The sequence below is a fragment of the Endozoicomonas sp. G2_2 genome, from assembly GCF_017744135.1.
Taxonomy (GTDB): domain Bacteria; phylum Pseudomonadota; class Gammaproteobacteria; order Nevskiales; family Salinisphaeraceae; genus Salinisphaera.
Genome location: NZ_JAGHQU010000008.1, coordinates 25,395 through 51,355, shown reverse-complemented (window position 1 = coordinate 51,355; position 25,961 = coordinate 25,395). Strand labels below are relative to the sequence as shown.

Here is a 25,961-nt window from a genome sequence, read left to right as displayed (position 1 = left end):
GTCTTCAGTCGCGCATGTCCAGACGCAGTTTCTGGATGACCGCCGTACCGTCGTCGACAACGCGCAACGTGGCACTTTCGCGCAGGTCCACCGTGCGCGCATCGGCCTCGGCCCCGAAGCGCTCGCGGATCTGCGAAAACGCCAGCACGCCGTCGGCGCCCACGTGCAGTTCGGGATCGTCTCGCCGGTAGGCATAGGCCTCGGCCTGTGCGAAGGTGTCGCGCCATAGCGCCTCGTAGTCGGCGCGCGCAAGGCGCCTCCAGCCCGCGTCGCCGGGCAGGCGCACGTGGATTTCCGCGTCATCGGCGATCTGACGGGTGATGCCGGCGGCATTCTGCGCGCGCGCCGCGCGATCCACAGCCGCCAGCGTCGCCAGCACCGCGCGTCGCCGCGCCTTCTCGACTCCCGCTTCGGCCGCCGGGCCTTGGCCGCGATCCGCCAGAAACCGCCGGGCCCGCGGGTCGTCGCTGTTCCAGGCGGCGATGCGTATCCACTCCAGGCCCGCCAGGTGCGCGCCGCGGCGATAGAGCCGGCGCCCGAACATCCATTGCGCCTGCGCGTTGCCGCGCTCGGCCGCCGCGCGATACCAGCGATCGGCACGAGACGAATCGGTCGGCGTGCCGCGGCCCGTGCGATAGGCATCGGCAACACGGTACATGGCGTGGGCATCGCCCTTGCGGGCGGCCTTCGTGTCCCAGTACAGCGCCTGCTCGTCGCTACGCCGTCCGCCCTCGCCGTTGGCGTACATTCGGGCGAGATGGGTCATGCCCGCGATGCTGTGGTGTTCGGCAAGCGCACGATAGCGTTTGCGGGCGCGCACGAAATCGCCTGCCTCATACACTGCGTGGGCCGCACGCAGGCGCGCCGTGTCGCCGGCCATCGGTGGCGCGTCGGACGCCGGGCCGTCGAGCCCGGCCGGCTGCGCGCCGACCGACAGAACGGCTGCCCAGAGCAGCAGGAGCGCAGCGAAAATCCGCCCGAACAATACGCAGCCAGCGCGCATGGCATCCCCCACGAGCCGCGCGACGAAAACCGCGCGGTTGTATCTCAGACCCGTCCCATGTGGAGATTAGCAGTGCCGCGACCGCGGCGGGGCATGCGCTGCCTGCAGCCGGCCCCGTCTCAGCTCTTTTCGTTGAACATCTGGATACGGCCCCCGTCGACGACCAGGTCGTGACCGTTAACGAACGACGCCTCGTCGCTGGCCAGAAACACCGCCGCGTTGGCGATATCCACCGCGTAACCCGAGCGCGGCAGCGGCGTGGCCTGGGCAAGATTGCCGGTGAGCTTGTCGAGCTTGGCGGCATTCTCTTCGTCGGACAGGGTCTGCGCCCGCGCCGAGCCGCCCCAGAAGATCGGCGTAGCGATGGCACCCGGGGAAATGGCGTTCACGCGGATGCCGTATTCACCGAGTTCCACGCTGGCGATGCGGGTGAAATGCGCTGCTGCCGCCTTGGCGCCGGAATACAGATAGCCGCCCTGGCTGAGCCGGTGGCCGGCGATGCTGGCGTTATTGATGATGCTGCCGCCGCCGCTGCTCTTCATCACGCGCGCGGCATGCTTGATACCGAAGGCCACGCTGCCGGCCAGCAGCCGCATGAAATGATCGAAGCTGGCTTCGTCGATCGTTTCCGCCGTGCTGCGCTCGCCGGCGCCGGCGTTGTTGAACAGGCAGTCCAGCCGGCCGAAGCGTTCGACGGTGGCATCGATGAGGGCCGCCATCTCGTTTTCGTTGCTGACGTCGGTTCGCATGAAGGCGACCTTGTCGCCGAGTTCGGCGGCCAGCGCCTCGCCCTTGTCCACACTGCGGGCGGCAAGCATGAGCGTGGCGCCTTCCTCGGCGAAACGACGGGCCGCAGCCTCACCGATGCCGCTGGTGGCCCCGGTGATGATGGCGATCTTGTTCTCGAGTCGTGCAGTCATGTCGTCGGTCTCTGGTCGAAAACGCGGCGCCCGCACGGCATTCACCGCGCGGGCGCATTCAAACGGGCGCCTGTTGTGCGGCCGTGCCTAGTTCTGCTCGAGCTCCGCCAGCGCCTGCTCGCGGTGCTTGTCCCACAGATCGGCGAAGGCATCCTCGTCGAGGTCCGAACCCTGTTCGAGCGTTTCGCCCCAGGCCGCGCGCAGCGCATTCAGGCGCTCGAGCCGGTCGCTGTTCCACTGCTGCGACGCGTCGTTCCAGACGCCGATCTCCTTGAGATAACGTACCGCACCGGGGTGGAAAGGCGCATCGATCGGCGGCACGGCGGCCTTTTCGATCTCGTAACGCGGCGCGGTGGCCGTGGCGTTCTTGTAGATGCCGTAGGTTTCATCGAGTGCCTTGGTCACCGCATAGGCGGTGTCGTCATCCATGTCCGCGCGTACCGTCAGTACCGGGTAGCGATAGGCCATGAGCTGGGCCGGATCGTCTTCCGACAGGCCGGCACCCTGGGCTTCCGATACAGGCTTGAACAGCGGCGCGACGTTGTTCAGACGTTCCCAGCCCGCCTCGTCGTTCGGATCCAGGTCGAGCCACTGGATACCGCGCGGCGACTCGGCCAGTTCATACATCTGGCCCGTGGCCGTGACCGTGCAGGTGACGTCGGCCTTGTTTTCGGACAGCGAGGCCATGGTCGCGGCATAGGTCGGGAATGTGACCACCTCGACGTCGTCGCGGGTCAGGCCGGCAAAAGCCAGCATGGCATCGCACTTCAGGCTGCTCGACGGGTTGGCGGCCGGATAGGCCACGCGCTTGCCCTCAACATCGGCCACCGTCTCGATCCCGGCGTCGGCGGCGACCGCCATGCCAAAGGAATTGACCTTGCCCATGAGCACGCGCAGGTCCTGCGGGCCGAAACGGCGGGTGGAGAAGTCGAACAGGCCCTCGGTCGCGAAGAAGGCCTCGTTGCCGAGAAAACCGATATCCGCGCGGCCGTTGAGAATGGGCTGCAGACGCCCGATCGCCGAGCCGGAGGGCTGGATGCGCACCCGCATGCCGTACTCGCGCCCGAACGCGTCGGCAATGGCGGAGGCTTCGGCATAGCCGGATGCACCGAGGTCGTAGGCGGTCCAGATCATGGTCCGGGGCATGTCCTGGGCCTGGGCACTGGTGGCACTCGCGAACAGGCACAGCGCGAGCAGCGGCGTGGCCGCCAGCGCAGCCAGGGAACGTCGGGCAATCAACTGCAGCATGGGTTCTCCTCCAAGAGCTGACTTTTTTTGTGAAATAGCGTTTCGGGCGACTCTTGCACGATCGCCATTGCAGCGCAATCCGCCATCCGTCGACCGCGCGCAGCACCGCCGGTGACTGTTGCGCCGGCGGGCATGAAAGGCGTGCAGGCAACACGGTTTCGCGATAGCGTCCTCGCAATGCGTGCATATACACCCAATAGCGATGACAGCGCCTGCGTCTGTGCGCGGCTACGTCGCGGCGCCCGCGCGCTCACCCTGCTGTATGACGAAACGCTGGCACCGGCCGGGCTCACCGTGGCGCAGTTCTCGCTGCTGCGCCATATCGAACGACTGGGCCCGATCGGCGTGCAGGCCCTGGCGCGCGCCACAGGGCACGAGCGCAGCACGCTGGCACGCACGCTGCGCCCGCTCGAGCGCGCCGCATGGATCGACATACGGCGCGGCACGGATCGCCGCAGACGCGAGGCCTGCCTGACCGACGCCGGGCGCGCCACGCTCGAGCGCGCAGACCCGCTTTGACAACGCGCGCAGGAGCGCGCCGTGGCCCGGCTGGGCAGCGACCGCGACACCCTGTTCACCTTGCTCGACCAACTGGAGCGCGCGCCGAATGAAGACATCTGACACCCGGCGCATGTCGCCCTGGGTCATGGTGGCCTGCGGCGCGGCCATCGTTACGCTGTCGATGGGCGCCCGCCAGGCGTTCGGGCTGTTCCTGCTGCCGATGTCGGGCGACATCGCCATCGACCGGGAAAGTTTCGGCCTCGCCATCGCGATTCAGAGCCTGCTGTTCGGGCTGGTCCAGCCTTCGGTCGGCGCCGCCGCGGACCGCCACGGCGCCGGCCGGGTGATCGCTGTCGGCGCGCTGCTCTATGCCGGCGGCCTGGCGCTGGCGGCTACCGTGGGCAGCGCGCTCGGCATTAACGCCAGCCTGGGCGTGCTGGTGGGGCTGGCGCTCGCGGGCACGACGTTCGTGGTCGTGCTCGGCGCGATCGGCCGGGTGGTCAACGCCGACCAGCGCGGACGCGCCTTCGGCATCGTGACCGCCGGCGGCTCGGTCGGCCAGTTCCTGGTCGTGCCGTTTACGCAGGAAGTGATCGACCTGGCCGGCTGGCGCGAGACCCTGCTCGTACTGGCCGGGCTCATGCTCTTGATCGTCGCGCTCGCGCGTGGCGTGACCGGGCGCGCGCCGCGCGAGGCCCTGGCAGACGGTACGGATACCGGCTCGTGGCAGGCCCTGCGACAGGCTTCTCGCCACTCGGGGTTTCTACTGCTGAACGCCGGCTTTTTCGTCTGCGGTTTTCACATCACCTTTCTGTCGACACACCTGCCGGCCTATCTCGGCGATGGCGGCCTCGACGCCACGATCGGCGCCGCCTCACTGGCGCTCATCGGGCTGTTCAACATCTTCGGCTCGTACTATTTCGGCTTCTGCGCGGGCCGCTACCGCAAGAAGCACGTGCTCACCTGGCTATATCTCGCGCGTGCCGGCGTGATCACCCTGTTCGTGGCACTGCCGCTGAGCGCCACCAGTGCGCTTGTGTTCAGCGCGGCCATCGGCTTTCTCTGGCTCGGCACGGTGCCGCTGACCAGCGGCCTCGTCGGTCAGATTTTCGGCATGCGGCATCTATCGCTGCTGTTCGGCGTGGTGTTCATGAGCCACCAGTTCGGCAGCTTCTTCGGCGCCTGGGCCGCGGGCTGGTCCTATACGCTGACCGGCAGCTACGACCAGAGCTGGATCGCGTCCATCGTGCTGGCCCTGGTCGCCGCCGCGCTGCACTGGCCGATCCGCGACACGCCGATCGTGGCGGCCGAGGCGAGGCCCGTCACCACCGCCTAGCCGCGCAAGTCGCAGGGGTCAGGCGGGCGCGAGCAGCACCCAGGTCTGGGCATGCACGCCGGGGAACAGCTTGATGCGCTTGACGATGCGCAGGCCGGCCTGGGCCACCTCGGACTCGAAATCGCGCCGCGGGATCATCTTCACGCGGACCTTCTTGCCCTTGAGGCGCATCAGCAGGCGCTTGCTCCAGTAGTGCAGCGAGCCGTCGTCGTAATAGGTCATCACGATCTGACGCCGGTTCGCGCCCAGGGTACGCAGGGCCTGAATGCGCAGTTCCGGGTGGTGCAGATGCTGGAACAGGCGTACGCACAGGGCCCGCGTGGCCGCACTCGCACGTGCCGGCAACGGCTCGAGCACGTCGGCCCGCTCGGCGTGATCGACGGCGGTAAAATCCGCGTGCTCGCGATAGATATCCACCATGGCTTGCGACTGGTCCATCGCACTGACCTTGAGATTCATCTGCTTGAGCAGCGGATAGAAGCGCCCGTAACCGCAGGGCAGGTCCACGATATGGCCGTTGCAGCCCGCGTGGGGATGCGCCAGAAGCCGCGCTGCGAGACGCTGTTCACGCCACGCGACGAGTCGCTGGAAGAAGCCGCGGTAGCGACGTTGCGCATAATCACGGCCGGCACCGGCATGCTGGAAAGGGCGAGTGGAGTTGGCTTGTCGCACGATACTGACGATAGAAAAAACCCGCCCGAGCCTACGTGATCGCGCGGCGGCCGACCTGAATATTTTTCATCGTGATTTTCCGGTTTCTGCACCTATCACGACTATTCAATCAGATTGTTTATAAACACTTGTTAAGCAATATTTTTTATAAAACAAAGAAGAAACGGGCTTAGGGATATCTTCTTTATTCATTGCATGATGCGTGCATTTTATTAACGTTTATTTAACGCCGCGCGCGCGACAACGCGCCTATCGACAGCTTTGATTGACGCCTGCGGATCAGTCGGCGTCGCGGCGTACGCTTTCGAGTTGCCGGCACAGCGTGGTCGCCCCCGCGAGCACCCGCACGGTCGCCCGCTGGATGATGTCCGGTGCGACGAAGAACAGATGCTCGTGCGCGACGGCCTGCAGGCCGGGCCAGTCGCGCCAGTCATCCAGCCAGTCCGGCCGCTCGTCGCCCATGCCGCTGGCCACGATCGCCTGCGGATCACGCTCGAGCACGGATTCGATCCCCACCTTGGGCGCCAGCGACACCGCGTCCGCGAAGATATTGCGCCCGCCACAAAGACGGATCACCTGACCCACGAACTGCTCCCCGGCGAGCGTTTGCAGCGGATCGTTCCAGACCTGATAGAACACGCTCACCGGGGCCCGCGTGCCGTACCGCGAACGCAGCGCGTTCAGGCGCCGATCGAAACGGCTGGCGGCGGCATCGGCGGTTTCGCTTGTCCCGCCCAGCACGCCGAAATCGGTGATCGCGCGACCGATATCCGCGAGGCGGCGTGGCCGATCCACATAGACCGGAATCCCGAACGCCTCGAAGCGCGCGAGCGTGGCCGGATCGCCGCCCTGACCGGACGCCCAGGCAACCACCAGATCGGGGTTGCGCGCGACCACCGCCTCGAGGCTGATGTTGGTATACCCGCCCACCTCCGGAATGGCGCGCGCCGCCGGCGGGTAGTCGCTGTGCGAGACCGCGCCGACGATTCGATCACCGAGCCCTGCGGTATAGAGATTTTCCACCAGATGCGGGGCAAGCGCGACGATCCGTCGCGCGGGCGCCTCGAGCCGGACGGTTTCGCCGCGAAAATCGGTCACCTGGACCGCAGCCGCTGCGCTCGCGGCCCACGCGGCCACACCGATCATCATCATCGCGGCCGAAATAACCGCGCGGCGCCGCGAGCCGACTGCACCCGTGCTCGTCTGCTTCATCGATCGGCTCCATCGTCGTGGAATCCGGCGCGAGCGGGTATGCCCACGCCCAGTGCGGCCGCCAGCCGCGCGCGGGCACTCGCATCGGCCGGCAGACCGAAACGCAGCCAGCGCCCGTTGTCGCCGAGTCGGGCCAGCACGGCCTGTGCGGCCAGCGCCTCGTGCACGGTCGACGCATGGCCCGCACGGTCGAAGAACACGCTGGCAAACAGACCGGCGCTGACAATGTCCGCGGGCGCGAAGCGGGTTCTCAGCAGTGCGGCGAGGCGGTGCACGCTTTCGGCAATACGCTGTCGCTGTGCCGCCTGCCAGTCGCCATCGACCAGTGCGCGACGACCGATCCAGCGCGCCGGATGGCTCACGCCCCAGGGCGCCAGCTGATCCCGTATCGTCGCGACCGCATCGCCGGTGCCGATCATGAACCCCAGCCGCAGCCCGGCCAGACCGAAGAACTTGCCGACCGACCGCAGCACGACGACGTTGTCCGGCAATACGGAAATATCCAGGTCGCCATAGCAGTCGGCAAACGCCGCATCGAGCACCAGCAGCCCGTCGCGCTGGCCCAGCTCGTGGGCCAGCGTGTTCAACGTGGCGGTATCGGCCGACTCCCCGGTCGGGTTGTTGGGGCTGATCACCACCGCGTGATCGAGCGCCGACGCTTGCCTGCCCAGCGCCGCGAGGTCTGCATAGAACACGATTTCGTGGCCGGCGGCCTGCCAGGCGCGCGCATGTTCGGCATAGCCGACGGCGGGCACGCCAACCCGCGCGCGGCCAGTGAGCGACGCGATCGCGCGCGGCAACTCGCGAATGGCGAACTGACTGCCCGGCAGGGCCGTGACGGCCGCTACGGGCGCACGATAGTAAGCGGCCGCGGCCTCTAGCAGGCCGTCGTCGGCCTCGGGCAATCGTGCCCATACCCGCGCCGGCACCTCGGGCACCGGGTACGGCCAGGGCGCGATGCCGGTGGACAGATCGAGCCAGTCCCCCGCGGGGATGTGGTAACGCCGACTGGCTTCGCCGAGTTGGCCGCCGTGTGTCAGTGCCATGTCCAGTCCACCAGCGCGATCACGGCCACCCACAGCCATAGCGTGCGGCCAATCAGCGTGATCGCGCGTTCGATATCCGCATCGTCGGGCGGGCGCCCACAACCGAAAACCGGGCGCTCGCGATACGCGCCGTGGTAGCGCGCCCCGCCGCCCAGCCGTATACCCAGCGCACCGGCGCCGGCGCACATCACCGGGCCGGCGTTGGGGCTGGCCAGCGCCGCGGCCTGATCGCGCCAGCAGCGCAGGCCCGCGCGACGGTCGCCCATGAGTGCCAGGGACAGGGCGGCCAGCCGTGCACCCGGGGCATTGGCCAGATCGTCGGCCCGTGCCGCAGCCCAGCCGAAACGCACATGGGTCGGTGTGCGATAGCCCCACATGGCATCCAGCGTATTGATGACACGATGCGCCACAACGCATACGCTGGCGCCGGCCGGCCCGGCCACCAGTCCGCCCGCGGCAAACCAGAACAGCGTGACATGCACGCCGTCGCTGGCGTTTTCCAGCAGCGATTCGAGCACCGCGCAGCGGATCGCCGGCGCCGCCATGGTGTCCGTCTCGCGGCTGACCAGGCGAGCCACCGCGCGACGCGCCCCGACGAGATCGTGCCCTCGCAGGGCAACGACCACCGCGCGCGCATGATCCTTGAGGCTGTGCCAGGCGATGCACAGCCAGAGCAGCAACGCCGCCGCGACCCAGCCGGCCGGCGTCGGCAGCGGCGACAACAACCCGCCGGCCAATGCGGCCGGCCCCGCCACAAGCACGAGCAGGGCCAGCAAGCCGGCACTCCGCCGCCGCGGCAGGCGCCGGTCCAGCGCATCCGCGAGCCGACCGAAAGCGACCAGTGGATGCGCACGTCGCGGTTCGCCGCACAGCGCGTCGAGCAGGATGCCGGCAATCAGGGCGGCGGTCAGACCCATGGGGTGGCCCACAACGCCGCGATCACCAAGACCGCGACCTCCACGAGTTCGATGAGCCCGCCGACCACGTCGCCGGTGTAGCCACCGATACGGCGTTGCCAGAGCGCCCGCCAGCCCAGGCTCACGAACAACGCGCCGAGCGCCATGATCACGCCGGCGGCAAGGCCCGCGCACACCAGCACGAACGCGACGCCCCCGCCCGCAACGAGCCAGGCGGCCGCCCGCGGCAACTGGGCGTCGAGCGCACTGGCCAGGCCCTGGGCGCGCCGATAGGCGGTGGTCGCCATGAACAGCATCGCTGCCACTCGGGCGAGTACCGGCACCACCGCGAGCAGCCCAACGAGCGGCGGCGGCCACCAGAATCCGGATCCGGGCGAGGACGACAGCGCGGGCCAGATCGCCGCGATCGCTGCGCCCTTGAGACCAAGCACGAGCAACAGCGCGACCACCGCCATCGGCCCGGCGGCCGGGTCCTTCATCACGGCCAGAGTGCGTGCCGCCGCATCGCGGCCGTGGCCGGCAAACCAGGCATCCACGCAATCGGCGAGACCGTCGAGATGCAGCGCGCCGGTCAATACCACCCAGAGCACCACCACCAGCGCCGCGCCCAGAGGCGCATCCACGCCAGACAACAGCCACGCGAGGCTCGCGAGCAGCATGCCGATCAACAGCCCCACCACCGGGTACCACAGCACCGAACGCCCCGGATCGGCAGGCGAAACAGGCGAGGCCACCCAGCGTCCCACCGGAAGTGTCGTCAGCAGCGCGAGCGCAAGCCCCAGGGGCCGGACGAAAGCGATCAGCCGCGGGATCATCGGCTCGCACCCGCATCGATATTGTGGGCGACGAGCTGACACAAGCTACGCCGGCCATCGCGAACCACGCGCAGACGGCTCAGACAGGCATAGGGCACGTCCAGACGATGCATGGCCGCAGCGGGCATGGCCAGCAGATCGGCCAGCAATGCCCGTATCCAGCCGCCGTGGGTGACCAGCACCACATGGCTGCCGGCATGGGTCCGTACCGCCTCGTCGAAAGCCGCGCGTGCGCGCTCGCGCAGCGCGGCCAGGGTCTCGCCGCCGGGCGGGCCATGGCCCTCGGGATCGTCGAACCAGGCCTGGGCGGCTTCGGCCTCCTCGGCCCACACGGCAGCGGTCTCACGGCCTTCCCAGCGCCCGAAATCGATCTCGCGCAGGCGGTCGTCGAGGGTCAGCGGCAGGCCCCGCTCGGCCGCCAGCCACTCGGCGAAGAACCGGCAACGGCGCAGCGGCGAGGCGAGGATGCGCTGCCAGCCGCGCTGGGTGCCCGCGCAGGCCTGCATGCGCGCGAGACCGGCCTCGGCGAGTGCCACGTCCAGGTGGCCGCGAAAGATCGCGCCGCCCTCGCATTCGCCGTGGCGCAACAGATCGATGGTGGTGGCGATCGTCTCAGCCATCGGCGTCGGAGGCGGCAACGCCGGCTTCGTCGAACGTGGCCATCTCGGCGTGCAGCGCCAGGGCGTCGCCGATCACGCCGAGCGCTAACGCCGCGCCGCTGCCCTCGCCGAGCCGCATGTCGAGATCGAGCAGCGGCCGCGCCGCGAGCGTGTCCAGAAGCCGGGTGTGCCCGATCTCCGCCGAACGATGGCCGAAAATCTGCCAATGCCGGCAATCCGGGGCGATCTCGCGCGCGCACAGCGCGGCCACGCCGGCGATGAATCCATCGACGAGCACCGGCACACCGGCCTGGGCCGCGGCGACGAAACTGCCGGCCAGGGCGGCGATCTCGAAGCCGCCGACACAGCGCAGCACCGCCTGCGCCCGCCGCGCACCCTGCATGTGGGCCCAGCGCGCGCGGTGGCGTTCCAGACCGGCGGCTACCACGGCCTGCTTGCGTGCCAGCCCGGCCGCGTCGACCCCGGCACCCCGACCGACGACCTCGGCCGGGGCCCGGCCGGTAAGCGCTGCGAATACCGCGGCGGCACTCGTGGTATTGCCGATACCCATTTCACCACCGATGAACAGATCCGCCGACGCGGAAACGCGTTCGCGCCCGACCTGCAGCGCGCGATCGAGCTGGCCGGCGGACATCGCGGCCGTTTCGGTGAAATCGGCCGTGCCCGGCGCGATACGCGCGTCGATCACGCCGGCGACGCCCGCGGGTGGCGCGACGGCGCCGACATCGACGACCGCAAGCCGCGCGCCATGGCGCCGGGCGAGCACGCAGATGGCGGCGCCCCCGGCGGCGAAATTGGCGATCATCTGCCCGGTGACCGCCTGATCGAAGGCGGATACGCCGCGTGCCGTGACCCCGTGATCGGCCGCGAACACCGCGATATCCACCCGATCGAGCGCGGGCACGGCGCGCCCCTGCCAGCCGGCGAACGTCTCGGCGACGGTTTCCAGCCGGCCGAGCGCGCCGGGCGGCTTGGTCAGCACCGCCTGGCGTGCCTGCGCGGCGGCCATGGCGGCCGTATCGATCATTGCCACCGGCTGTTGCCACCAGGCATTCATGTATCGGACTCCTTGAGGGTCAAGGGCAGGCCGGCCACCACCAGCGTCACCGTGTCGCAGTGGGCGGCAAGCGCCTGGTGCAAGCGCCCCGCCTCGTCGGCAAAACGCCGCGACAGCGCGCCCAACGGCACGATGCCGGAACCCACTTCGTTGGACACGAAGACAAGGCGCGCGCGGCTGTCTGCCACGGCGGCGAGCAGCGCCTCCCGTTCCGCCGCCCAGCGCCCGGCATCGGCCTCGTCGGCGAGGCAGTTGCTCAGCCACAGGGTAAGACAATCCACGAGAATGCAGGTGTGGGGCGCGTCCAGCCGGCGCAGGCAGGCGCCGAGGCCGAGCGGTGCCTCCACCGTCTGCCAACGCGGGTCGCGCTGTTCGCGGTGGTGACGGATGCGCGCTGCCATTTCCGCATCGCCGGCCCGTGCGGTCGCGACATAGCACCAGCGCGACACGTCGAGCGACAACGCGCGTGTCTCCGCGTATCGACTCTTGCCGCTGCGCACCCCGCCGAGTATCAGCGTTCGGGCCGCGTTGTCGTCGGCGTCGGACGGCGGTCGATCAGCCATGCAACACCACCGGGGTGCCCGAATCCGGATGCGTGATCACCCGCGTCTGCGTGTCGAACAGCTGCTGCATGCGTTCGGCCGTGACCACGTCGGTCGGCTTGCCGTGCGCAATGGTGATGCCATCGCGCAGGGCGAGCATGCGATCGGCATGGCGTGCCGCCAGGCTGATGTCGTGCAGAACGCTCACGATCGCCACCCCTTGCGCGGCGAGGGCGGCGACCTGGCGCATGACCCATCGCTGATGGCCGAGATCGAGGGCCGCCACGGGCTCGTCGAGCAGCAGCAGCCGGTTGCCCGCATCGCGCTCGCGCCAGACCTGGATCATCACCCGCGCCAGCTGCACGCGCTGTTTCTCACCCCCCGATAACCGGGTATAGGGCCGATCGCGCAGATGCGCGATATCGCAGGCGGCCAGGGCCTCATCCACGATTTGGCGATCGGCACGCCGACCCGAGGCATGGGGGCCACGTCCGAGGCGTACCACCTCGGCCACCGTGAACGGAAAGTTCAGCGCGCTGGCCTGCGGCAGCAGCGCCACGCGACACGCTCGTTCGCGCGCCGGCCAGTCGTCCAGAGGCTGCCCGGCAATGCGCACCTGACCGGCGATCGGGCGGGTATCGCCGATCAACGCATGAATCAGGCTCGATTTGCCGGCGCCGTTGGGGCCGATCACCGCAAGGTGCTCACCCGCGGCGAGCGAAAAGTCGGCGGCGTCCACGACCGTGCGGCCGCCCGCGGACAGCGTGAGCCGCTCCACCTCGAGCATCGGCCGACTCACAGGCCGTACTCGCGCCGCCGGCGCAGCAGCGAGATGAAAAACGGCGCGCCGAGCAGCGCCGTGAGCAACCCGACGGGCAGCTCGGTGGGGGCAATCACAACACGCGCCAGGGTATCGGCGACCAGCAGCAGAATCGCCCCGGCCATCGCCGAGGCCGGCAGCAGCCAGCGATGATCGGGGCCGATCAGCATGCGCACGATATGCGGTACGACCAGCCCCACGAAAGTGATCGCCCCGGCCACCGCCACCGACACGCCGACGCCGGCCGCAGTCAGCAGCACCAGCCGGCGTTTGACCCGGTCGACCGCGATACCCAGATGCCGCGCTTCGGATTCGCCCAACAGCAGGGCGTTGAGCGCCGCGGCCTGGCGCGGAAGCACGGCCAGAATCAGCGCGCCCACGCCGGCCACGATAACCACGCGCGACCAGTTGGCGCCGTCGAGCCCGCCCATGCGCCAGAGGCTGATTCGCCGCAACATTTCGTTGTCGGCATAAAACTCCAGCAGCGAGCCGACGCTGCCCGCAAGCGCGCCGATAGCAATGCCGGCCAGCAGCATGGTCGCGACCGAGGTGCCTTCCGGACCAGTCGCCAGACGATAGACCAGCAGCACCGCGGCCGTGCCGCCGGCGAACGCGCCCAGCGAGACCAGCGACAGGCCGACGAATCCCGCCAGCCCCGAACCGAAGACAATGACCAGACTCGCGCCGACCGAAGCGCCGGCGGTCACGCCGATCAGCGAGGGATCGGCCAGCGGATTGCGAAACAGCCCCTGCATCGCGGCCCCGCAGATTGCCAGCAGGGCACCCACGAGGGCGGTGAGCAGCGCACGCGGCAGGCGCAGCTGGCGCACGATCAGTGCCAGCCGATCCATGCCATCGTCCCAACCGACCAACACGGCAAGCACATCCAGGGCCGGCAGGCGTACCGCCCCGTACAGCACCGCTGCGAGCAGGCAGATCGGCAGCGCGACAGCGAGCAGCCAAACGAGCCGGCGCGGACTCACGGCAGCGCCTCGAGATCGATCGCGGCTTCGATGGCGTCGGCCAGCCGTTCGAACAGGCGTTCGCGCACGGCGGCCACGTCTTCGGTGGCGGCATCGTCGAGACCGGCCCAGGCGAGCAGCGCCTTGCAGCCGGCGGCGCTGTCGAACAGGCCGTGCAGGTAGGTGCCGGCCACGGCGCCGTCGTCGCTGATAGCCCCGTCGTCGCCGTCCTCGAGCGCGAGGAACGGCCGGCCGAGCCCCGCGCCGCGGGTCACGCCGCAATGAATCCGATAGCCCTGCACCGGCGCGTCGCCGGCCGCGAGCGCGCCGCGGACATTTTCCAGCCGTTTCTCGGCGCGGATCTCGGTGGCGATATCGAGCAGACCCAGCCCGTCGACGCGCCCCGGCGCATCTTCCACGCCCTCGGGGTCGTCGATCGAACGCCCGAGCATCTGGTAGCCGCCGCAGATTCCCAGCACGCGCCCGCCATAGCGCAGATGACGGGCGATATGCGCATCCCAGCCGTTGGCCCGCAGCCACTGCCGGTCGGCGCGGACGTTCTTCGAGCCCGGCAACACGATCAGATCGGCACCGCCGGGACGCTGGCCCGGCCCGACCCATTGCAGATCCACCCCCGGCATCAGGCGCAGCGCGTCGAGATCGGTATGGTTGGAAATACGTGGCAGCACCGGCACCTGAACCACGAACGCCGCATCGTCGGCCCTGCGCTGATCGAGGGCGATGGCGTCCTCGGCTTCCAGATACAGCCCGTCGATCCAGGGCAGAACGCCGAAGACCGGCTTTCCGGTCTTACGCTCCAGCCAGTCGAGGCCGGGGCGCAGCAGTTCGATATCGCCGCGAAAGCGATTGATGATGAAACCCGCGATTCGTGCACGCTCGGTGTCCGACAGCAGCGCGAGCGTGCCCACGATCTGGGCGAACACGCCGCCCTTGTCGATATCGGCGACCAGCACCACGGGGCAGTCCACCGCCTCGGCGAAGCCCATGTTGGCGATATCATTTTCGCGCAGGTTGATTTCGGCCGGGCTGCCCGCGCCCTCCACCAGCACGCGCTCGTAGCCCGCCGCCAGGCGCGCGTGGGATTCGAGCACGGCCGCCATCGCCGTGCGCTTGTAGGCGTGATAGCCGTCGGCAGCCATCGAACCCACGGCGTGGCCGTGGACGATGACCTGGGCATCCCGGTCGCTGGACGGCTTGAGCAGCACCGGGCTCATGTCGATTGTCGGCGCCAGCCCGCAGGCCTGGGCCTGCACGGCCTGGGCACGGGCGATCTCGCCGCCGTCGACCGACACCGCGCTGTTGAGCGCCATGTTCTGCGGCTTGAACGGCGCCACCGCCACCCCGCGGCGATGCCAGGCACGACCCAGCCCGGCGACCACGGTGGACTTGCCCGCGTCGCTGGCCGTGCCCTGGATCATGAGGGTTTTCGCCATGTTAGCCGCAGCCCCCCGCCCAGTCCCGATCATGGGCGATCGCATCACCCAGCGTATCGATGACCAGCCGCGCGGCCATCTCGCCAAACGCGGTGTGCTTGCCGGTGTAGTGCAGCGGCGCGCCGTCGCGAGCGCAGAACACGGCGGTCGCATCAGTTCCGGTACCGGTTGCAAGAGCGCCGGATACCGGGCTGACAATACCCAGATCAGCCAGGGTGGCCGTCTTGGCTTCGGTCAGCGTGGTCAGTGTTTCCGCGAGCGCGGCCGGCGCCAGCGTCAGCGTGGTCGCCAGCACGAGATTGATCGTGCCGATCGCCTGCAGCGGGCGCCGCAGCGTCGACTGGTCGGCGGTGTCACCGGCGCGGCGTGCATTGGCCAGCCCTGCCGTGACCAGCACGGTCACACGCTCGCCCTCGCGCTCGGCACAGGCCACGCGCAGAGTGCGCATCGAAGCCCCGGTGAGCATGCCGACGGTGGCCGCGCCCAGCCCGCGCCGACGGGCGAAATCCGCCACGAGCGCCTCCGGCGCCTGCAGTGCGTCGCGATCGGCATCGCCAACATGACGATTGACCAGCCCCTCGGCCGCTACCAGACCGCCGTGGGCCACGGCCGAACTCAGGCAGCGCTGCGGCGTATAGAACGCCGCGGTCAGCCCGTCGTCGGCGACGCCGGCCCGCCAGCCCCGCGGTAACAGCGCGCCCGGGACGATCTGCGTTTGCCGCGACGGCAGGCGATCGCGTGCGCTCCAGCGCTGCGCGACGCCCGGGGTGGCCGGCGCGCGCGACACGCTAGTAGTCGACGCCCTTGCGCGCCTTGATGCCGGCCTTGAAGGCGTGCTTGATGTCCTTCACCTCGGATACCGTGTCGGCCAGTTCACGCAGCGCCGAACCGCCGCCCCGCCCGGTCACGATCACCGACTGCTCGACCGGGCGGTTGGCGATGGCGTCGAGCACCTTCGCCTCGTCGAGATACTTGTAGCCGATCATGTAGGTGATCTCGTCGAGTATGACCAGATCCTTGCCGGGATCGGCGAGCATCGGCTCGACCTTGGCCCAGGTCGCCTCGGCCGCGGCGATGTCGCTGTCGCGATCTTGGGTGTTCCAGGTGAAGCCGGTGCCCATCTGATGGAAATCCACCGTGGGGCAATGATCGCGCAGATAGATTTCCTCGCCGGACAGCTGCACGCCCTTGATGAACTGCACCACGCCCACCGAATGCCCGTAGCCGAGCGCGCGCATCACCATGCCGAAGGCCGAGGACGACTTGCCCTTGCCGTTGCCGGTGAGCAGGATCACCACGCCGCGTTCGTTGTCGGCGGCCTCGACCGCCGCGTCCACGCGGGCTTTCTGCTTTTGCATCGACGCCTTGTGGCGGCGGGCCTTGTCGGCATCGGTACGGGTGTCGTCGCTCATGGGCGGCTCCAGGTCGGGTCGGGCCGCGCCGCGCGAGTGCGGCACGGCGTGTGACGGCTACTGCGGCTGGTAGCGCAGCGTGAAGAAGACGTTGCGATCGGCCTGATTGTAGAAGCGGGCGGTCTCGTATTCCTCGTCGAAGACATTGTTGAGCGTGGCCTGCAGCTGCCAGCTCGGCGCGAGATCCACCGCAGCGCGCAGGTCCACGATCTCGTAGCTGTCCAGCTCGTTTTCGTTGCCGAGATCGTCGTAACTCGAATCCGCGACGGTCAGGCTCGCCCCTGCACTGTAACGCCCGAAGGCGCGGTCCACGTCGAGCTGGGCGGTATGCGAGGGCCGGCGCGGCAGTTCGTTGCCGTCGTTGGCGCCTTCGGTGCGGTTCTCGGCGTCCAGCCAGGTGAACTGGGCATTGATCTGCCAGGCGGCGATCGCCGTGCCCACGCTGGCTTCCACGCCGCGAATACGGGTCTGCTGGATATTGGCCGGCGCGAAGATGGCGGCGTCGTAGGCAATCAGGTCGTCGATGTCGGTCTCGTAGGCATGCAGCGACCACGTGCCCCAGCCGTGGTCGGCGTCGAGGCCGATCTCGACGGTGTCCGACTCTTCCGGATCGAGTTCGGGGTTGCCGAAGTTCGGAAAGTACAGCTCGTTGAAGGTCGGCGCCTTGAAGGCCGTGCCGTAGGACACACTGGCCGTGTAGGCATCGAGGAAATCGATGCCATAGCTCGCGCTGCCGGTGGCATGGTCGCCGAACTGCTCGTTGTCGTCGCCGCGACCGGCGAGCTGCAGGTGATGCCGGCCCCAGTCGCCGAGGTACTGCACGAACACGCCCTTGTTGTCGCGGCTGTCGGCGCGCGCGTCGCCGGTGAAATCGTTGCGGCGATCGCCGTCGTTGTCGCCATCGACGCTTTCGTGCTCGTAATCGAGACCGAGCGTGAACAGGTCGTCGTTGGGCAGGGTGAAATCATTCTGCCAGGTCAGCTGGTGGCGCTGGGTCTCGAAGGCGGTGACATAGCGCCCGTCGAGGAAGTTTTCCGAGTCGTCGCGGCTGTTGCCGTAGGACAGCTTCGTGCGCCAGGGCTCGACGGGCCGCCAGGTCAGCGACGTGCCGATCACCTGCTGGACGTTGTCGCTCGAATTCTGAAAATCGCCGTCGAAGGCCACGTCGGCCTCGGCACGCAGGAAGTTCAGATCCCATTCGATGCCGTTGTCGAAGATATGACCGTAGTTGAACGCCATGGAGACGCGGTCGTAGCCGTCGTCGTCGGGCTCGTCGTTGCCACAGCCTCCGCCGGCCGGAAACGGCGCGCCGGCCTCGGCACGACAGGAGTCGAAGCCGTCGGTGCGGCGTCCGGTCACGCTCAGGTTGTAGTGCGAGTTGTCGTCGCTGCCGGCCACGCCCACCTGGCCTTCATAGGTGCCGTCGCTACCGGCGCCGATCTGGAAATACGGCCGTGAGCCGCGCACGCCGCGCCCGTCGCGGGTGAAGATCTGGATCACGCCGCCGATCGCGTCCGAGCCATACAGCGACGAGCGCGGTCCGCGCACGATTTCGATGCGCTCGATCTGCTCGACGGGCAGATCCTCGATGGCGGCCTGACCGGCCGTCGCCGAGCGGTATTCCACGCCGTCGACCAGCACCAGCGTGTGGTCTGACTCGGTACCGCGCAGAAAGATCGAACTGGACTTGCCCGGGCCGCCGTTGTTGGCGATGGACACGCCCGGCGTGCGGCGCAGCACGTCGCGCACCGAACGCACCTGCAGGCGCTCGATATCGTCGCGCGTGACCACCGTGGTCGCGGCCAGCGTGTCGCTGGTGCGCTGCGGCGTACGCGTGGCGGTGACCTGAATATCGTCGAGCCGGTCGAGACTCGGCGCATCGGTGGCGGCCTGGGCCGCGGACATGAAAGACACGGCAAGCGCGCACGCCGCCAGGTGGCGCATCAAACGGACAGAATGCATCGTTTTCCCCCAAGAACCCATAGCGCACGCACCCGTGCGCCGGAATACACGGCACGGCACGGTGTGGGTATGGGAGCGTGAGGGCAGCGCGCCGCTGAAAGCGCGAAACAGGATGCTGCCAGCCGCCGATCGCCCGCCGCGATGCCGTCGCCTCGTGTCGCCGGCCGGTCTCCGGGCTTGCGAGCGGCCCTGGGGCCAATTCGGCACGCCTTCCCGGGTCGAAACCCAGTGGCCCGTATGCCGAACACGAATACTCGCCTACCGTTGCGGGGGCAGCGCCGGACTTGTCGATCGAACACGACGCACCGGCTTCCCGTTTCACCCGGCGACGAACGCCGCCGGACACCTGCGATGCGCTAAAGCCTAGCAGGACGCCGGCCGGCGTCAAGCAAGGCACGGGCGCGATTTCGGCTTATCCGGATAAACGGATATACTAGGCGCCGTATTTCAGACTTTCCAAGGTGACGATGAGCGATCTGACAGACGCCCTGAGCGAGCGCATTCTCGTGCTGGACGGCGCCATGGGCACGATGATTCAGAATCACGACCCGGACGAATCCGAATACCGCGGCGAGCGCTTCGCCGACTGGGAGAGCGACCTCAAGGGCAATAACGACCTGCTCACGCTGAGCCAGCCAGATCTCATTCGCGAGATCAGCGCGGCTTATGCGGAGAACGGCTCGGACATCATCACCACCAACACGTTCTCCTCGACGACCATCGCCCAGGCCGACTACCACATGGAAGACCTGGCCTGGGAGATGAACGTCGAGGCGGCAAAGCTCGCGCGCGAGGTCGCCGAGGAATACGCCACCGCCGAGAAACCGCGCTGGGTGGCCGGCGTGATCGGCCCGACCAACCGCACGGCCTCGATCTCGCCGGACGTGAACGACCCCGGCAAGCGCAACACCGACTTCAACGAGCTGGCCCAGGCCTACGGCGAAGCCGCCGAAGCGCTGCTCGACGGCGGTGTGGACATCATTCTGATGGAAACCATCTTCGACACGCTCAACGCCAAGGCCGCGATCTATGCCTATCGCAAGCTCCTGCGCGAGCGCGGTATCGATATCCCGCTGATGATCTCGGGCACGATCACCGACGCCTCCGGGCGTACGCTCTCGGGGCAGACCACCGAGGCGTTCTACAACTCGGTCGCCCATGCCCGGCCGCTGACCATGGGCCTGAACTGCGCGCTGGGCCCCGACGCGCTGCGCCAGTACGTGGCCGAGATGTCGCGGATTGCACCCTGCTATACGCACGCCTACCCGAACGCGGGCCTGCCCAACGAGTTCGGCGAATACGACCTGCAGCCGGACGAGATGGCCGAGCACATCGGCGAGTGGGCCGAAGCCGGCCTGCTCAACATGGCCGGCGGCTGCTGCGGCTCGACGCCGGAGCATATTGGCGCGATCGCCGAAGCCGTGGCCGGCAAGGCGCCGCGGGAACTGCCCGAGATCAAGCGCGCGATGCGCCTGTCCGGGCTCGAGCCGTTCACGGCCTCCGCCTGAACCGACCGCCAGCAGCCGCATGCGGCTGTCGACCCGCCCGGTCGCCGCACAGCGCGCACCGGGCTTGATTATGTGATGCGACGCGCGTGTTCGCGCGGCCGCAACGACGGGGACTTTTCATGGACGCAAGCAACTTCATCAATATCGGCGAGCGCACCAACGTCACCGGCAGCGCCCGCTTCAAGCGCCTGATCAAGGAAGAGGATTACGACACCGCGCTCGACGTGGCGCGAAACCAGGTCGAAAACGGCGCCCAGATCATCGATATCAACATGGACGAGGGCATGCTCGACTCGGTCGAGGCCATGCGCAAGTTCTTGAACCTGATCGCCGGCGAACCGGACATCGCCAAGGTCCCGATCATGGTCGACTCCTCGAAATGGGAAGTCATCGAGGCGGGCCTGCAGTGCATCCAGGGCAAGGGGATGGTGAACTCCATCTCGCTCAAGGAAGGCGAGGACAAGTTTCTCGAACAGGCCCAGGCCTGTCTCGACTATGGCGCGGCCGTGGTGGTCATGGCGTTCGACGAGGACGGCCAGGCCGACAACGAGGACCGGCGCGTGGAAATCGCCGAGCGCGCCTGGAAACTGCTGCGCGAAAAGCTCGACTTCCCGCCCGAAGACATCATCTTCGATCTGAATATCTTCGCGATCGCCACCGGCATCGAGGAACACAACAACTACGCGGTCGACTTCATCAACGCCACGAAACGCGTGCGCGAGGCCTGCCCGGGGTGTCATGTGTCGGGCGGCCTGTCGAACGTGTCGTTCTCGTTTCGCGGCAACGAGACCGTGCGCCAGGCCATGCACTCGGTTTTTCTCTACCACGCCATTCCGGCCGGTCTGGACATGGCGATCGTCAACGCCGGCCAGCTCGAAGTCTACGACGATATTCCCGACAAGCTTCGCGAGGCGGTCGAGGACGTGGTGCTCAACAAGCGTGACGACGGCACCGACCGGCTGCTCGATATCGCCGAGGAATACAAGGGCAAGGGCAAGAAGAAGGATTCGAAGGAAGACCTCGCCTGGCGCGAGTTCGAGGTCAACAAACGCCTCGAGCATGCGCTGGTCAAGGGCATCGACAGCTACGTCACCGAAGACACCGAGGAAGCGCGCCAGAAGGCCGACAAGCCGCTGGAGGTGATCGAGGGCCCGCTCATGGACGGCATGAACGTCGTCGGCGACCTGTTTGGTGCCGGCAAGATGTTCCTGCCGCAGGTGGTGAAGTCCGCACGCGTGATGAAGAAGGCCGTGGCCTATCTGCTGCCCTATATCGAGGAAGAGAAGGCCGAGAACGACAAGGGCTCCAACAACGGCACCATCATCATGGCGACCGTGAAGGGCGACGTGCACGACATCGGCAAGAACATCGTCGGCGTGGTGCTCCAGTGCAACAACTTCGAGGTGATCGATCTCGGCGTGATGGTGCCGATGAACGACATTCTCGACGCTGCCGAAAAGCACGACGCCGACGTCATCGGCCTGTCGGGGCTGATCACGCCCTCGCTGGACGAGATGGTCAACGTCGCCGCCGAAATGCAGCGCCGGTCCATGAACACGCCGCTTCTCATCGGCGGCGCGACCACGTCGCGCGCCCATACCGCGGTCAAGATCGACCCCGCCTACGACGGCGCCGTCATGTGGGTGAAGGACGCCAGCCGCTCGGTGCCGGTGGCGTCCAAAATGGTCAACAAGGATGCCCGCGCCGAGCTGGAAGCCGAGCTCAAGGAAGACTACGACAAGCTGCGCGAGCGTCACGCCAACAAGAAGAAGGACAAGTTCCTGACCCTGGCCGACGCGCGCGCCAACGGCGTACAGCTGGACTGGGAGAACTACGCGCCGCCGCGCCCGAAGCTGCCGGATAGCACCGAGTTCACCGAACGCCAGGCGCCCCCGTATGCGAACGGCGATGCGTCGGGCGAATCCGGCATCTATGTGTTCGACAATTTCCCGATCGAGAAGCTGGTCGACACCATCGACTGGACGCCGTTCTTCCTGTCCTGGGAAATGAAGGGCCGCTACCCGAACATCCTCAACGACCCGAACAAAGGCCCGGAAGCACGCAAGCTCTTCGACGAGGCCCAGACGATGCTCAAACAGATCGTCGAGGAGAAATGGCTCACGGCCAAGGCCGTGGCCGGCATCTTCCCGGCCAAGCGAGTCGGCGACGATATCCATGTTCTGAGCGACGACCGCAGCGAAACCGTGCACGTTCTGCACAACCTTCGCCAGCAGACCGAGCATCGCAAGGGTGTACCCAACCGGTCGCTGGCCGACTTCATCGCGCCGGAGGATTCGGGCAAGGCCGACTGGGTGGGCGCCTTCGCGGTCACCGCCGGCCTGGGCTCGAAGGAAATCGTCGAGCGCTTCAAGGCCCAGAACGACGACTACAACGCGATTCTGGTCGAGGCCCTGGCCGACCGACTGGCCGAATCCTTCGCCGAATGGCTGCACAAGCACGTGCGGACCCAGCTCTGGGGCCACGCGGCAGACGAGTCGCTCGATAACGAGGAACTCATCGGCGAGAAGTACGACGGCATCCGCCCGGCGCCGGGCTATCCCGCCTGTCCCGAGCACACCGAGAAGGACGTGCTCTGGGAAATGCTGAACGTCGAGGCCAACACCGGCATCGAGCTGACGGAGTCGCGCGCCATGTGGCCGGGTGCGGCGGTTTCGGGCTGGTATTTCAGCCACCCCGAATCGCGCTATTTCGTGGTCGGCCGCGTGGCCAAGGACCAGGTCAAGGACTACGCCGAGCGCAAGGGCTGGGATATCGCCACCGCCGAGAAATGGATCGGCCCGAACCTCGGCTACGAGCCGGGCGGCAGCGACGAATAGGCGCTCTTGGCCCCCGCCACCGGGCGGCGGGGGTCGCGAGTCGGCGTGGTTTCAATCGGCGAAGCCGCGCCCGTGTCGGCACGACGGGGCGCGCGACATCCCGTGCCGGCTGTAACCTATTGATTGCCAAACCGATAGCCACCAATGATTATTTGTCGCGGGCCGCGACCCCGTGCTTGAAACAGGGCCTGGGCGATTCCGGCGGCCGTTTCGCTGCGAATCTCGCGCACCGTTCGGAAAATCCGCCGCGTGCATGAACTCGCTTTCAGGGTCGGACCGGGCGCTTGCCCTATATCGGCGGGAATCTCGGCCGCGCCCGCCGGCGTGGGCGAGATATCCGCACGGCCATAGTGACTAACATCACTCATTCATCCATACGGCCCGAATCCAAGTAGATACTGCATGGATCTCTGCCGCGCCTCGCAGCATTCACAAGCACAAGGACCCCGGTCGCGCGCCGCGATACAAGCCCTACCGCAGCAAATGACGCGAAAGCGTGTCCTGAGTCAGAACCACGGCCGATAATTGATAGCTATTCCATCCGCCACACCGCCATGACGTCGTTTCCCGTTCTCCAGCCCAGCCCGCGCGCGGCCACGTCTGCCGTATGCCGCGGGCGCGACGCCGGTACGCTTCGATGAGCCGGGCACGCTCGACGTCCCTCGGGCCGGGCCCTGCCCCGCGCCTGCTCGCCGAGGCCACACTCGTGCTGCTGGCGACCTGTGCCGCACTGGTCGTCGCGGTCGGCGGCATGGCCCGGCTCGGCGACACCGGGCCCGCATTCGCGATCGCTGCGCCGCTGGGTTTCGGGCTGATCGCGGCGGCGGTGCTCGTGGCGCTGCCGGCCCATCCGCATGCCCGCTTCGGCATGGCCAACATCCTGACCACGGCGCGCGCCGGGCTGACCGCACTGATCGGCGCACTGGCCTTCGAGGCCGAACGCCTCGGCGCCGGCGCGCCGGTGCTCACCTGGCTGGCGACCGGCACCGCTGCCGCCGCGCTCTGCCTGGACGGGCTCGATGGCTACGCGGCACGCCGGCGCGCCGAGGTATCGCGCTTTGGCGCCCGCTTCGACATGGAAATCGATGCCCTGCTGATTCTGCTGCTGTGCGTTCTGCTGCACGGCTCGGGCAAGGTCGGCGCCTGGATCTATGCCCTGGGGTCGATGCGCTATGCGTTTGTGCTCGCCCAATGGCAATGGCCGGCTCTGGCCGATTGCCGCCTGCCGCCCAGCCTGCGCCGCAAGACGGTCTGCGTCGTCCAGGGCTGGGTGCTGTGTGTCGGGTTGGCCCCGACGGTCACGGCGCCGCTGGCATCGGCGATGGCGGCCGCCGCGCTGGCCCTGCTGGCGGGCTCTTTCGCCCGCGATACGCACTATCTGCTGACGGCAGATCGCCCGTGAGCACGACGGCCTGGCGGGGTCTGGCGCGTTCGCTGCTCATCTACCGCGCCCAGCCCTGGCGCACGCTGGCGCTGCGGCGTTTCTATCGCCGGCTGATCCGGCCGGGCAGCCTGGCGTTCGACATCGGCGCCCATGTCGGCAATCGCAGTCAGGCCATGGCCCGCGCCGGCGCGACCGTGCTCGCCGTGGAGCCGCAGCCGCTATTCGCCGACTGGCTCGCCCGGCGTCTCGGCGGCAATCAGCGCATCACTCTCGTACGAGACGCGGTTGGCGCCGCCTGCGGCCATGCGCAGCTGCGCGTCTCGACCCGGCACCCGACGGTATCGACCCTCTCGGCGGACTGGATCGACCGAGTGGCGCCCACAGCGGGTTTCGACGGCGTGCGCTGGGATCGCGCGGTCGAGGTGCGCGTCACCACGCTCGACGCGCTGATCGCCCGCCATGGCCGTCCGGCTTTCTGCAAGATCGACGTGGAAGGCTTCGAGGCCGCGATCCTGGCGGGCCTGTCGCAGCCCTTGCCCTGTATCGCTTTCGAATGTCTGCCAGCAGCGCGCGATACCGCGCTGGCCTGTATCGACCGGCTGAGCGAACTGGCCGACGACTATCGCTACAACTGGGTGGTGGGCGAACGGCACCGCTGGGCGAATGCGGAATGGATATCGGCGACCGCGTGTCGCGCCGCGTTGCGCGCGCTGCCGGCCGATAGCCGGGGCCTGGATGTCTATGCCTGCCGTCCGGCGCCGGCATGAACACGGCGACGAGCGATCAACAGCGCCCCGGGCAGCGCGCCCACCAGACTGACCAGACCATAAAGCACGCTCGCGGCCATGCCGTCCGCGCTCGCCGCCCCGGCCAGCGGCCAAAGGGCGGCGGCCGCGGCCTCGCGTGCGCCCCAGCCGGCCACCGAGATCGGCAGCAGCATGGTCAGCAGCACCAGGGGCACCAGAGCGACCACGGCCAGCGGCGCCAGTGGCGCCCCGATGGCGGCAGACGCCAGGGCGAACGCCGCGAGGTAGCTGGCGACGATCGCCAGCGACCACAGCAGCTGGCGCCACAACTTGCCGGGCCCCAGCCAGGCGACGCGTATCGCCGGCCCGAAGCCCGCCGCGAATCGTGCCAGCCGGCGCGGCGCCCAGCGGGCCAGGCCGGCCGTGGCCAGCGCCAACAGCGCCAGCGCCATGCCGACACCTGCGAGCAGCACCCCGGCGCCAGGGATCGCGCCGCCATCACCGAGCACCCAGACCAGCAGGCCCGCGCTGGCGACCACACCGAGCACGACCTGGCCGGCCAGCCGCTCGATCATGATCGCGCGTGCCGGCACGGCCCAGGCCTGCGCATTGCGGGCATCGCCGCGATTGCGCCACACGCGCACCACATCGCCCGATACCCCGCCCGGCAGCAACTGGTTGAGCAGCGACGCCACATAGTATTCCGTCACCGCGCGGCCCCGCGACAGCGGCTGGCCGAGCGCCGTGGCGGTAAGAAGCCAGCGTTCTGCCGACGCCAAGATCTGGCATTGCACCAGCACGAGGGCAGCCAGCACCGGCAGGGGCTCGGCGCTCTGAAGACGTGCGACCAGCGCGCGCGGATCGACAAGCCAGGCCAACAGGCCCAGCAAGCCGGCCACGAATACGAGCCGCAGCGCCGTTGTCACTGCGAAGCGGCGCCTGTCGGCCGCCGGACGTGCGGACGCCGCACCGTTTTCGTGTCGCACC

22 protein-coding genes, 2 pseudogenes and 1 riboswitch are annotated in these 25,961 nt (G+C 68.3%); of the genes and pseudogenes, 6 read left to right on the top strand and 18 right to left on the bottom strand.

The features are described from left to right. Window positions 1–4: 4 nt before the first annotated feature. The 3 genes from J7355_RS10970 to J7355_RS10960 all read right to left on the bottom strand — a co-directional run bounded on the left by J7355_RS10970 (window position 5) and on the right by J7355_RS10960 (window position 3,171). Complete coding sequence (locus J7355_RS10970; protein WP_209062622.1) at window positions 5–1,003, bottom strand: tetratricopeptide repeat protein; 999 nt, start codon at window positions 1,001–1,003, stop codon at window positions 5–7. Between the two features lie 119 nt (window positions 1,004–1,122). Continuing rightward, window positions 1,123–1,923 (bottom strand): SDR family oxidoreductase, encoded by an 801-nt coding sequence (locus tag J7355_RS10965; protein WP_209062620.1) that lies wholly within the window; start codon window positions 1,921–1,923, stop codon window positions 1,123–1,125. A gap of 87 nt (window positions 1,924–2,010) precedes the next feature. After that, entirely contained in the window at window positions 2,011–3,171 is a 1,161-nt protein-coding gene (locus J7355_RS10960; protein ID WP_209062618.1) for a TAXI family TRAP transporter solute-binding subunit, read from the bottom strand. A gap of 177 nt (window positions 3,172–3,348) precedes the next feature. Here J7355_RS10960 and J7355_RS10955 point away from each other — a divergent pair, with 177 nt between their 5' ends. Both J7355_RS10955 and J7355_RS10950 read left to right on the top strand, forming a co-directional pair. Continuing rightward, window positions 3,349–3,690: a MarR family transcriptional regulator gene (locus J7355_RS10955; RefSeq protein ID WP_209062616.1), complete on the top strand. Its 342-nt coding sequence runs from the start codon at window positions 3,349–3,351 to the stop codon at window positions 3,688–3,690. Between the two features lie 88 nt (window positions 3,691–3,778). After that, window positions 3,779–5,008, top strand: coding sequence for an MFS transporter (locus tag J7355_RS10950; RefSeq protein ID WP_209062615.1), 1,230 nt, complete (start codon window positions 3,779–3,781; stop codon window positions 5,006–5,008). Between the two features lie 18 nt (window positions 5,009–5,026). Here the strand turns inward: J7355_RS10950 and J7355_RS10945 are convergent, their stop codons facing one another. From J7355_RS10945 to btuB, 14 genes are all read right to left on the bottom strand, one after another. Beyond that, window positions 5,027–5,680, bottom strand: coding sequence for a class I SAM-dependent methyltransferase (locus J7355_RS10945; RefSeq protein ID WP_209062613.1), 654 nt, complete (start codon window positions 5,678–5,680; stop codon window positions 5,027–5,029). Between the two features lie 279 nt (window positions 5,681–5,959). Then, the gene (locus tag J7355_RS10940) at window positions 5,960–6,892 is read right to left on the bottom strand and encodes a cobalamin-binding protein (RefSeq protein WP_209062612.1); all 933 of its coding nucleotides are present in this window, start codon (window positions 6,890–6,892) and stop codon (window positions 5,960–5,962) included. Next, on the bottom strand, window positions 6,889–7,938 hold the full coding sequence (gene cobD / locus J7355_RS10935) for a threonine-phosphate decarboxylase CobD (protein WP_209062610.1): 1,050 nt from the start codon (window positions 7,936–7,938) through the stop codon (window positions 6,889–6,891). The genes J7355_RS10940 and cobD overlap by 4 nt, the downstream gene beginning before the upstream one ends. Continuing rightward, window positions 7,929–8,855, bottom strand: a complete 927-nt coding sequence (locus tag J7355_RS10930; RefSeq protein ID WP_209062607.1) for a CobD/CbiB family cobalamin biosynthesis protein — start codon at window positions 8,853–8,855, stop codon at window positions 7,929–7,931. The genes cobD and J7355_RS10930 overlap by 10 nt, the downstream gene beginning before the upstream one ends. After that, a complete protein-coding gene (locus J7355_RS10925; protein WP_209062605.1) occupies window positions 8,846–9,670 on the bottom strand; it encodes an adenosylcobinamide-GDP ribazoletransferase in 825 nt (274 codons plus the stop codon). Before J7355_RS10925 ends, J7355_RS10930 begins: the two co-directional genes overlap by 10 nt. Then, the gene (locus J7355_RS10920) at window positions 9,667–10,290 is read right to left on the bottom strand and encodes a histidine phosphatase family protein (protein WP_209062604.1); all 624 of its coding nucleotides are present in this window, start codon (window positions 10,288–10,290) and stop codon (window positions 9,667–9,669) included. The genes J7355_RS10925 and J7355_RS10920 overlap by 4 nt, the downstream gene beginning before the upstream one ends. Beyond that, window positions 10,283–11,347, bottom strand: a complete 1,065-nt coding sequence (gene cobT / locus J7355_RS10915) for a nicotinate-nucleotide--dimethylbenzimidazole phosphoribosyltransferase (RefSeq protein WP_209062602.1) — start codon at window positions 11,345–11,347, stop codon at window positions 10,283–10,285. Before cobT ends, J7355_RS10920 begins: the two co-directional genes overlap by 8 nt. Further along, the gene (gene cobU / locus J7355_RS10910) at window positions 11,344–11,910 is read right to left on the bottom strand and encodes a bifunctional adenosylcobinamide kinase/adenosylcobinamide-phosphate guanylyltransferase (protein ID WP_209062600.1); all 567 of its coding nucleotides are present in this window, start codon (window positions 11,908–11,910) and stop codon (window positions 11,344–11,346) included. Before cobU ends, cobT begins: the two co-directional genes overlap by 4 nt. After that, entirely contained in the window at window positions 11,903–12,688 is a 786-nt protein-coding gene (locus tag J7355_RS10905) for a heme ABC transporter ATP-binding protein (protein WP_209062599.1), read from the bottom strand. The genes cobU and J7355_RS10905 overlap by 8 nt, the downstream gene beginning before the upstream one ends. Then, a complete protein-coding gene (locus tag J7355_RS10900; RefSeq protein ID WP_209062597.1) occupies window positions 12,685–13,692 on the bottom strand; it encodes an iron ABC transporter permease in 1,008 nt (335 codons plus the stop codon). Before J7355_RS10900 ends, J7355_RS10905 begins: the two co-directional genes overlap by 4 nt. After that, a complete protein-coding gene (locus tag J7355_RS10895) occupies window positions 13,689–15,125 on the bottom strand; it encodes a cobyric acid synthase (RefSeq protein WP_209062594.1) in 1,437 nt (478 codons plus the stop codon). Before J7355_RS10895 ends, J7355_RS10900 begins: the two co-directional genes overlap by 4 nt. Before the next feature lies 1 nt (window position 15,126). Next, window positions 15,127–15,912 carry an adenosylcobinamide amidohydrolase gene (locus tag J7355_RS10890; protein ID WP_209062592.1) on the bottom strand — a complete coding sequence of 262 codons (786 nt, stop codon included), beginning with the start codon at window positions 15,910–15,912 and terminating at the stop codon, window positions 15,127–15,129. A 1-nt stretch (window position 15,913) separates the two neighbouring features. Further along, a complete protein-coding gene (gene cobO / locus J7355_RS10885) occupies window positions 15,914–16,537 on the bottom strand; it encodes a cob(I)yrinic acid a,c-diamide adenosyltransferase (protein ID WP_209062590.1) in 624 nt (207 codons plus the stop codon). 57 nt (window positions 16,538–16,594) lie between these two features. Next, the gene (btuB, locus tag J7355_RS10880) at window positions 16,595–18,499 is read right to left on the bottom strand and encodes a TonB-dependent vitamin B12 receptor (RefSeq protein WP_209062588.1); all 1,905 of its coding nucleotides are present in this window, start codon (window positions 18,497–18,499) and stop codon (window positions 16,595–16,597) included. 144 nt (window positions 18,500–18,643) lie between these two features. Then, window positions 18,644–18,864: riboswitch (cobalamin riboswitch) on the bottom strand. Between the two features lie 102 nt (window positions 18,865–18,966). On the opposite strand from btuB, the pseudogene J7355_RS10875 reads away from it, so the two are divergent. The 4 genes and pseudogenes from J7355_RS10875 to J7355_RS10860 all read left to right on the top strand — a co-directional run. Beyond that, window positions 18,967–19,992 (top strand): annotated as a pseudogene (locus J7355_RS10875) (homocysteine S-methyltransferase family protein); the annotation flags it as partial. A gap of 149 nt (window positions 19,993–20,141) precedes the next feature. After that, window positions 20,142–22,844: pseudogene (metH, locus tag J7355_RS10870) on the top strand (methionine synthase); the annotation flags it as partial. 637 nt (window positions 22,845–23,481) lie between these two features. Then, entirely contained in the window at window positions 23,482–24,246 is a 765-nt protein-coding gene (locus J7355_RS10865) for a CDP-alcohol phosphatidyltransferase family protein (protein ID WP_209062581.1), read from the top strand. After that, window positions 24,243–24,995, top strand: a complete 753-nt coding sequence (locus J7355_RS10860; protein ID WP_209062579.1) for an FkbM family methyltransferase — start codon at window positions 24,243–24,245, stop codon at window positions 24,993–24,995. Before J7355_RS10865 ends, J7355_RS10860 begins: the two co-directional genes overlap by 4 nt. Here the strand turns inward: J7355_RS10860 and J7355_RS10855 are convergent. After that, window positions 24,968–25,900: a lysylphosphatidylglycerol synthase transmembrane domain-containing protein gene (locus J7355_RS10855; RefSeq protein ID WP_209062578.1), complete on the bottom strand. Its 933-nt coding sequence runs from the start codon at window positions 25,898–25,900 to the stop codon at window positions 24,968–24,970. The genes J7355_RS10860 and J7355_RS10855 overlap by 28 nt on opposite strands. Window positions 25,901–25,961 lie beyond the last annotated feature (61 nt).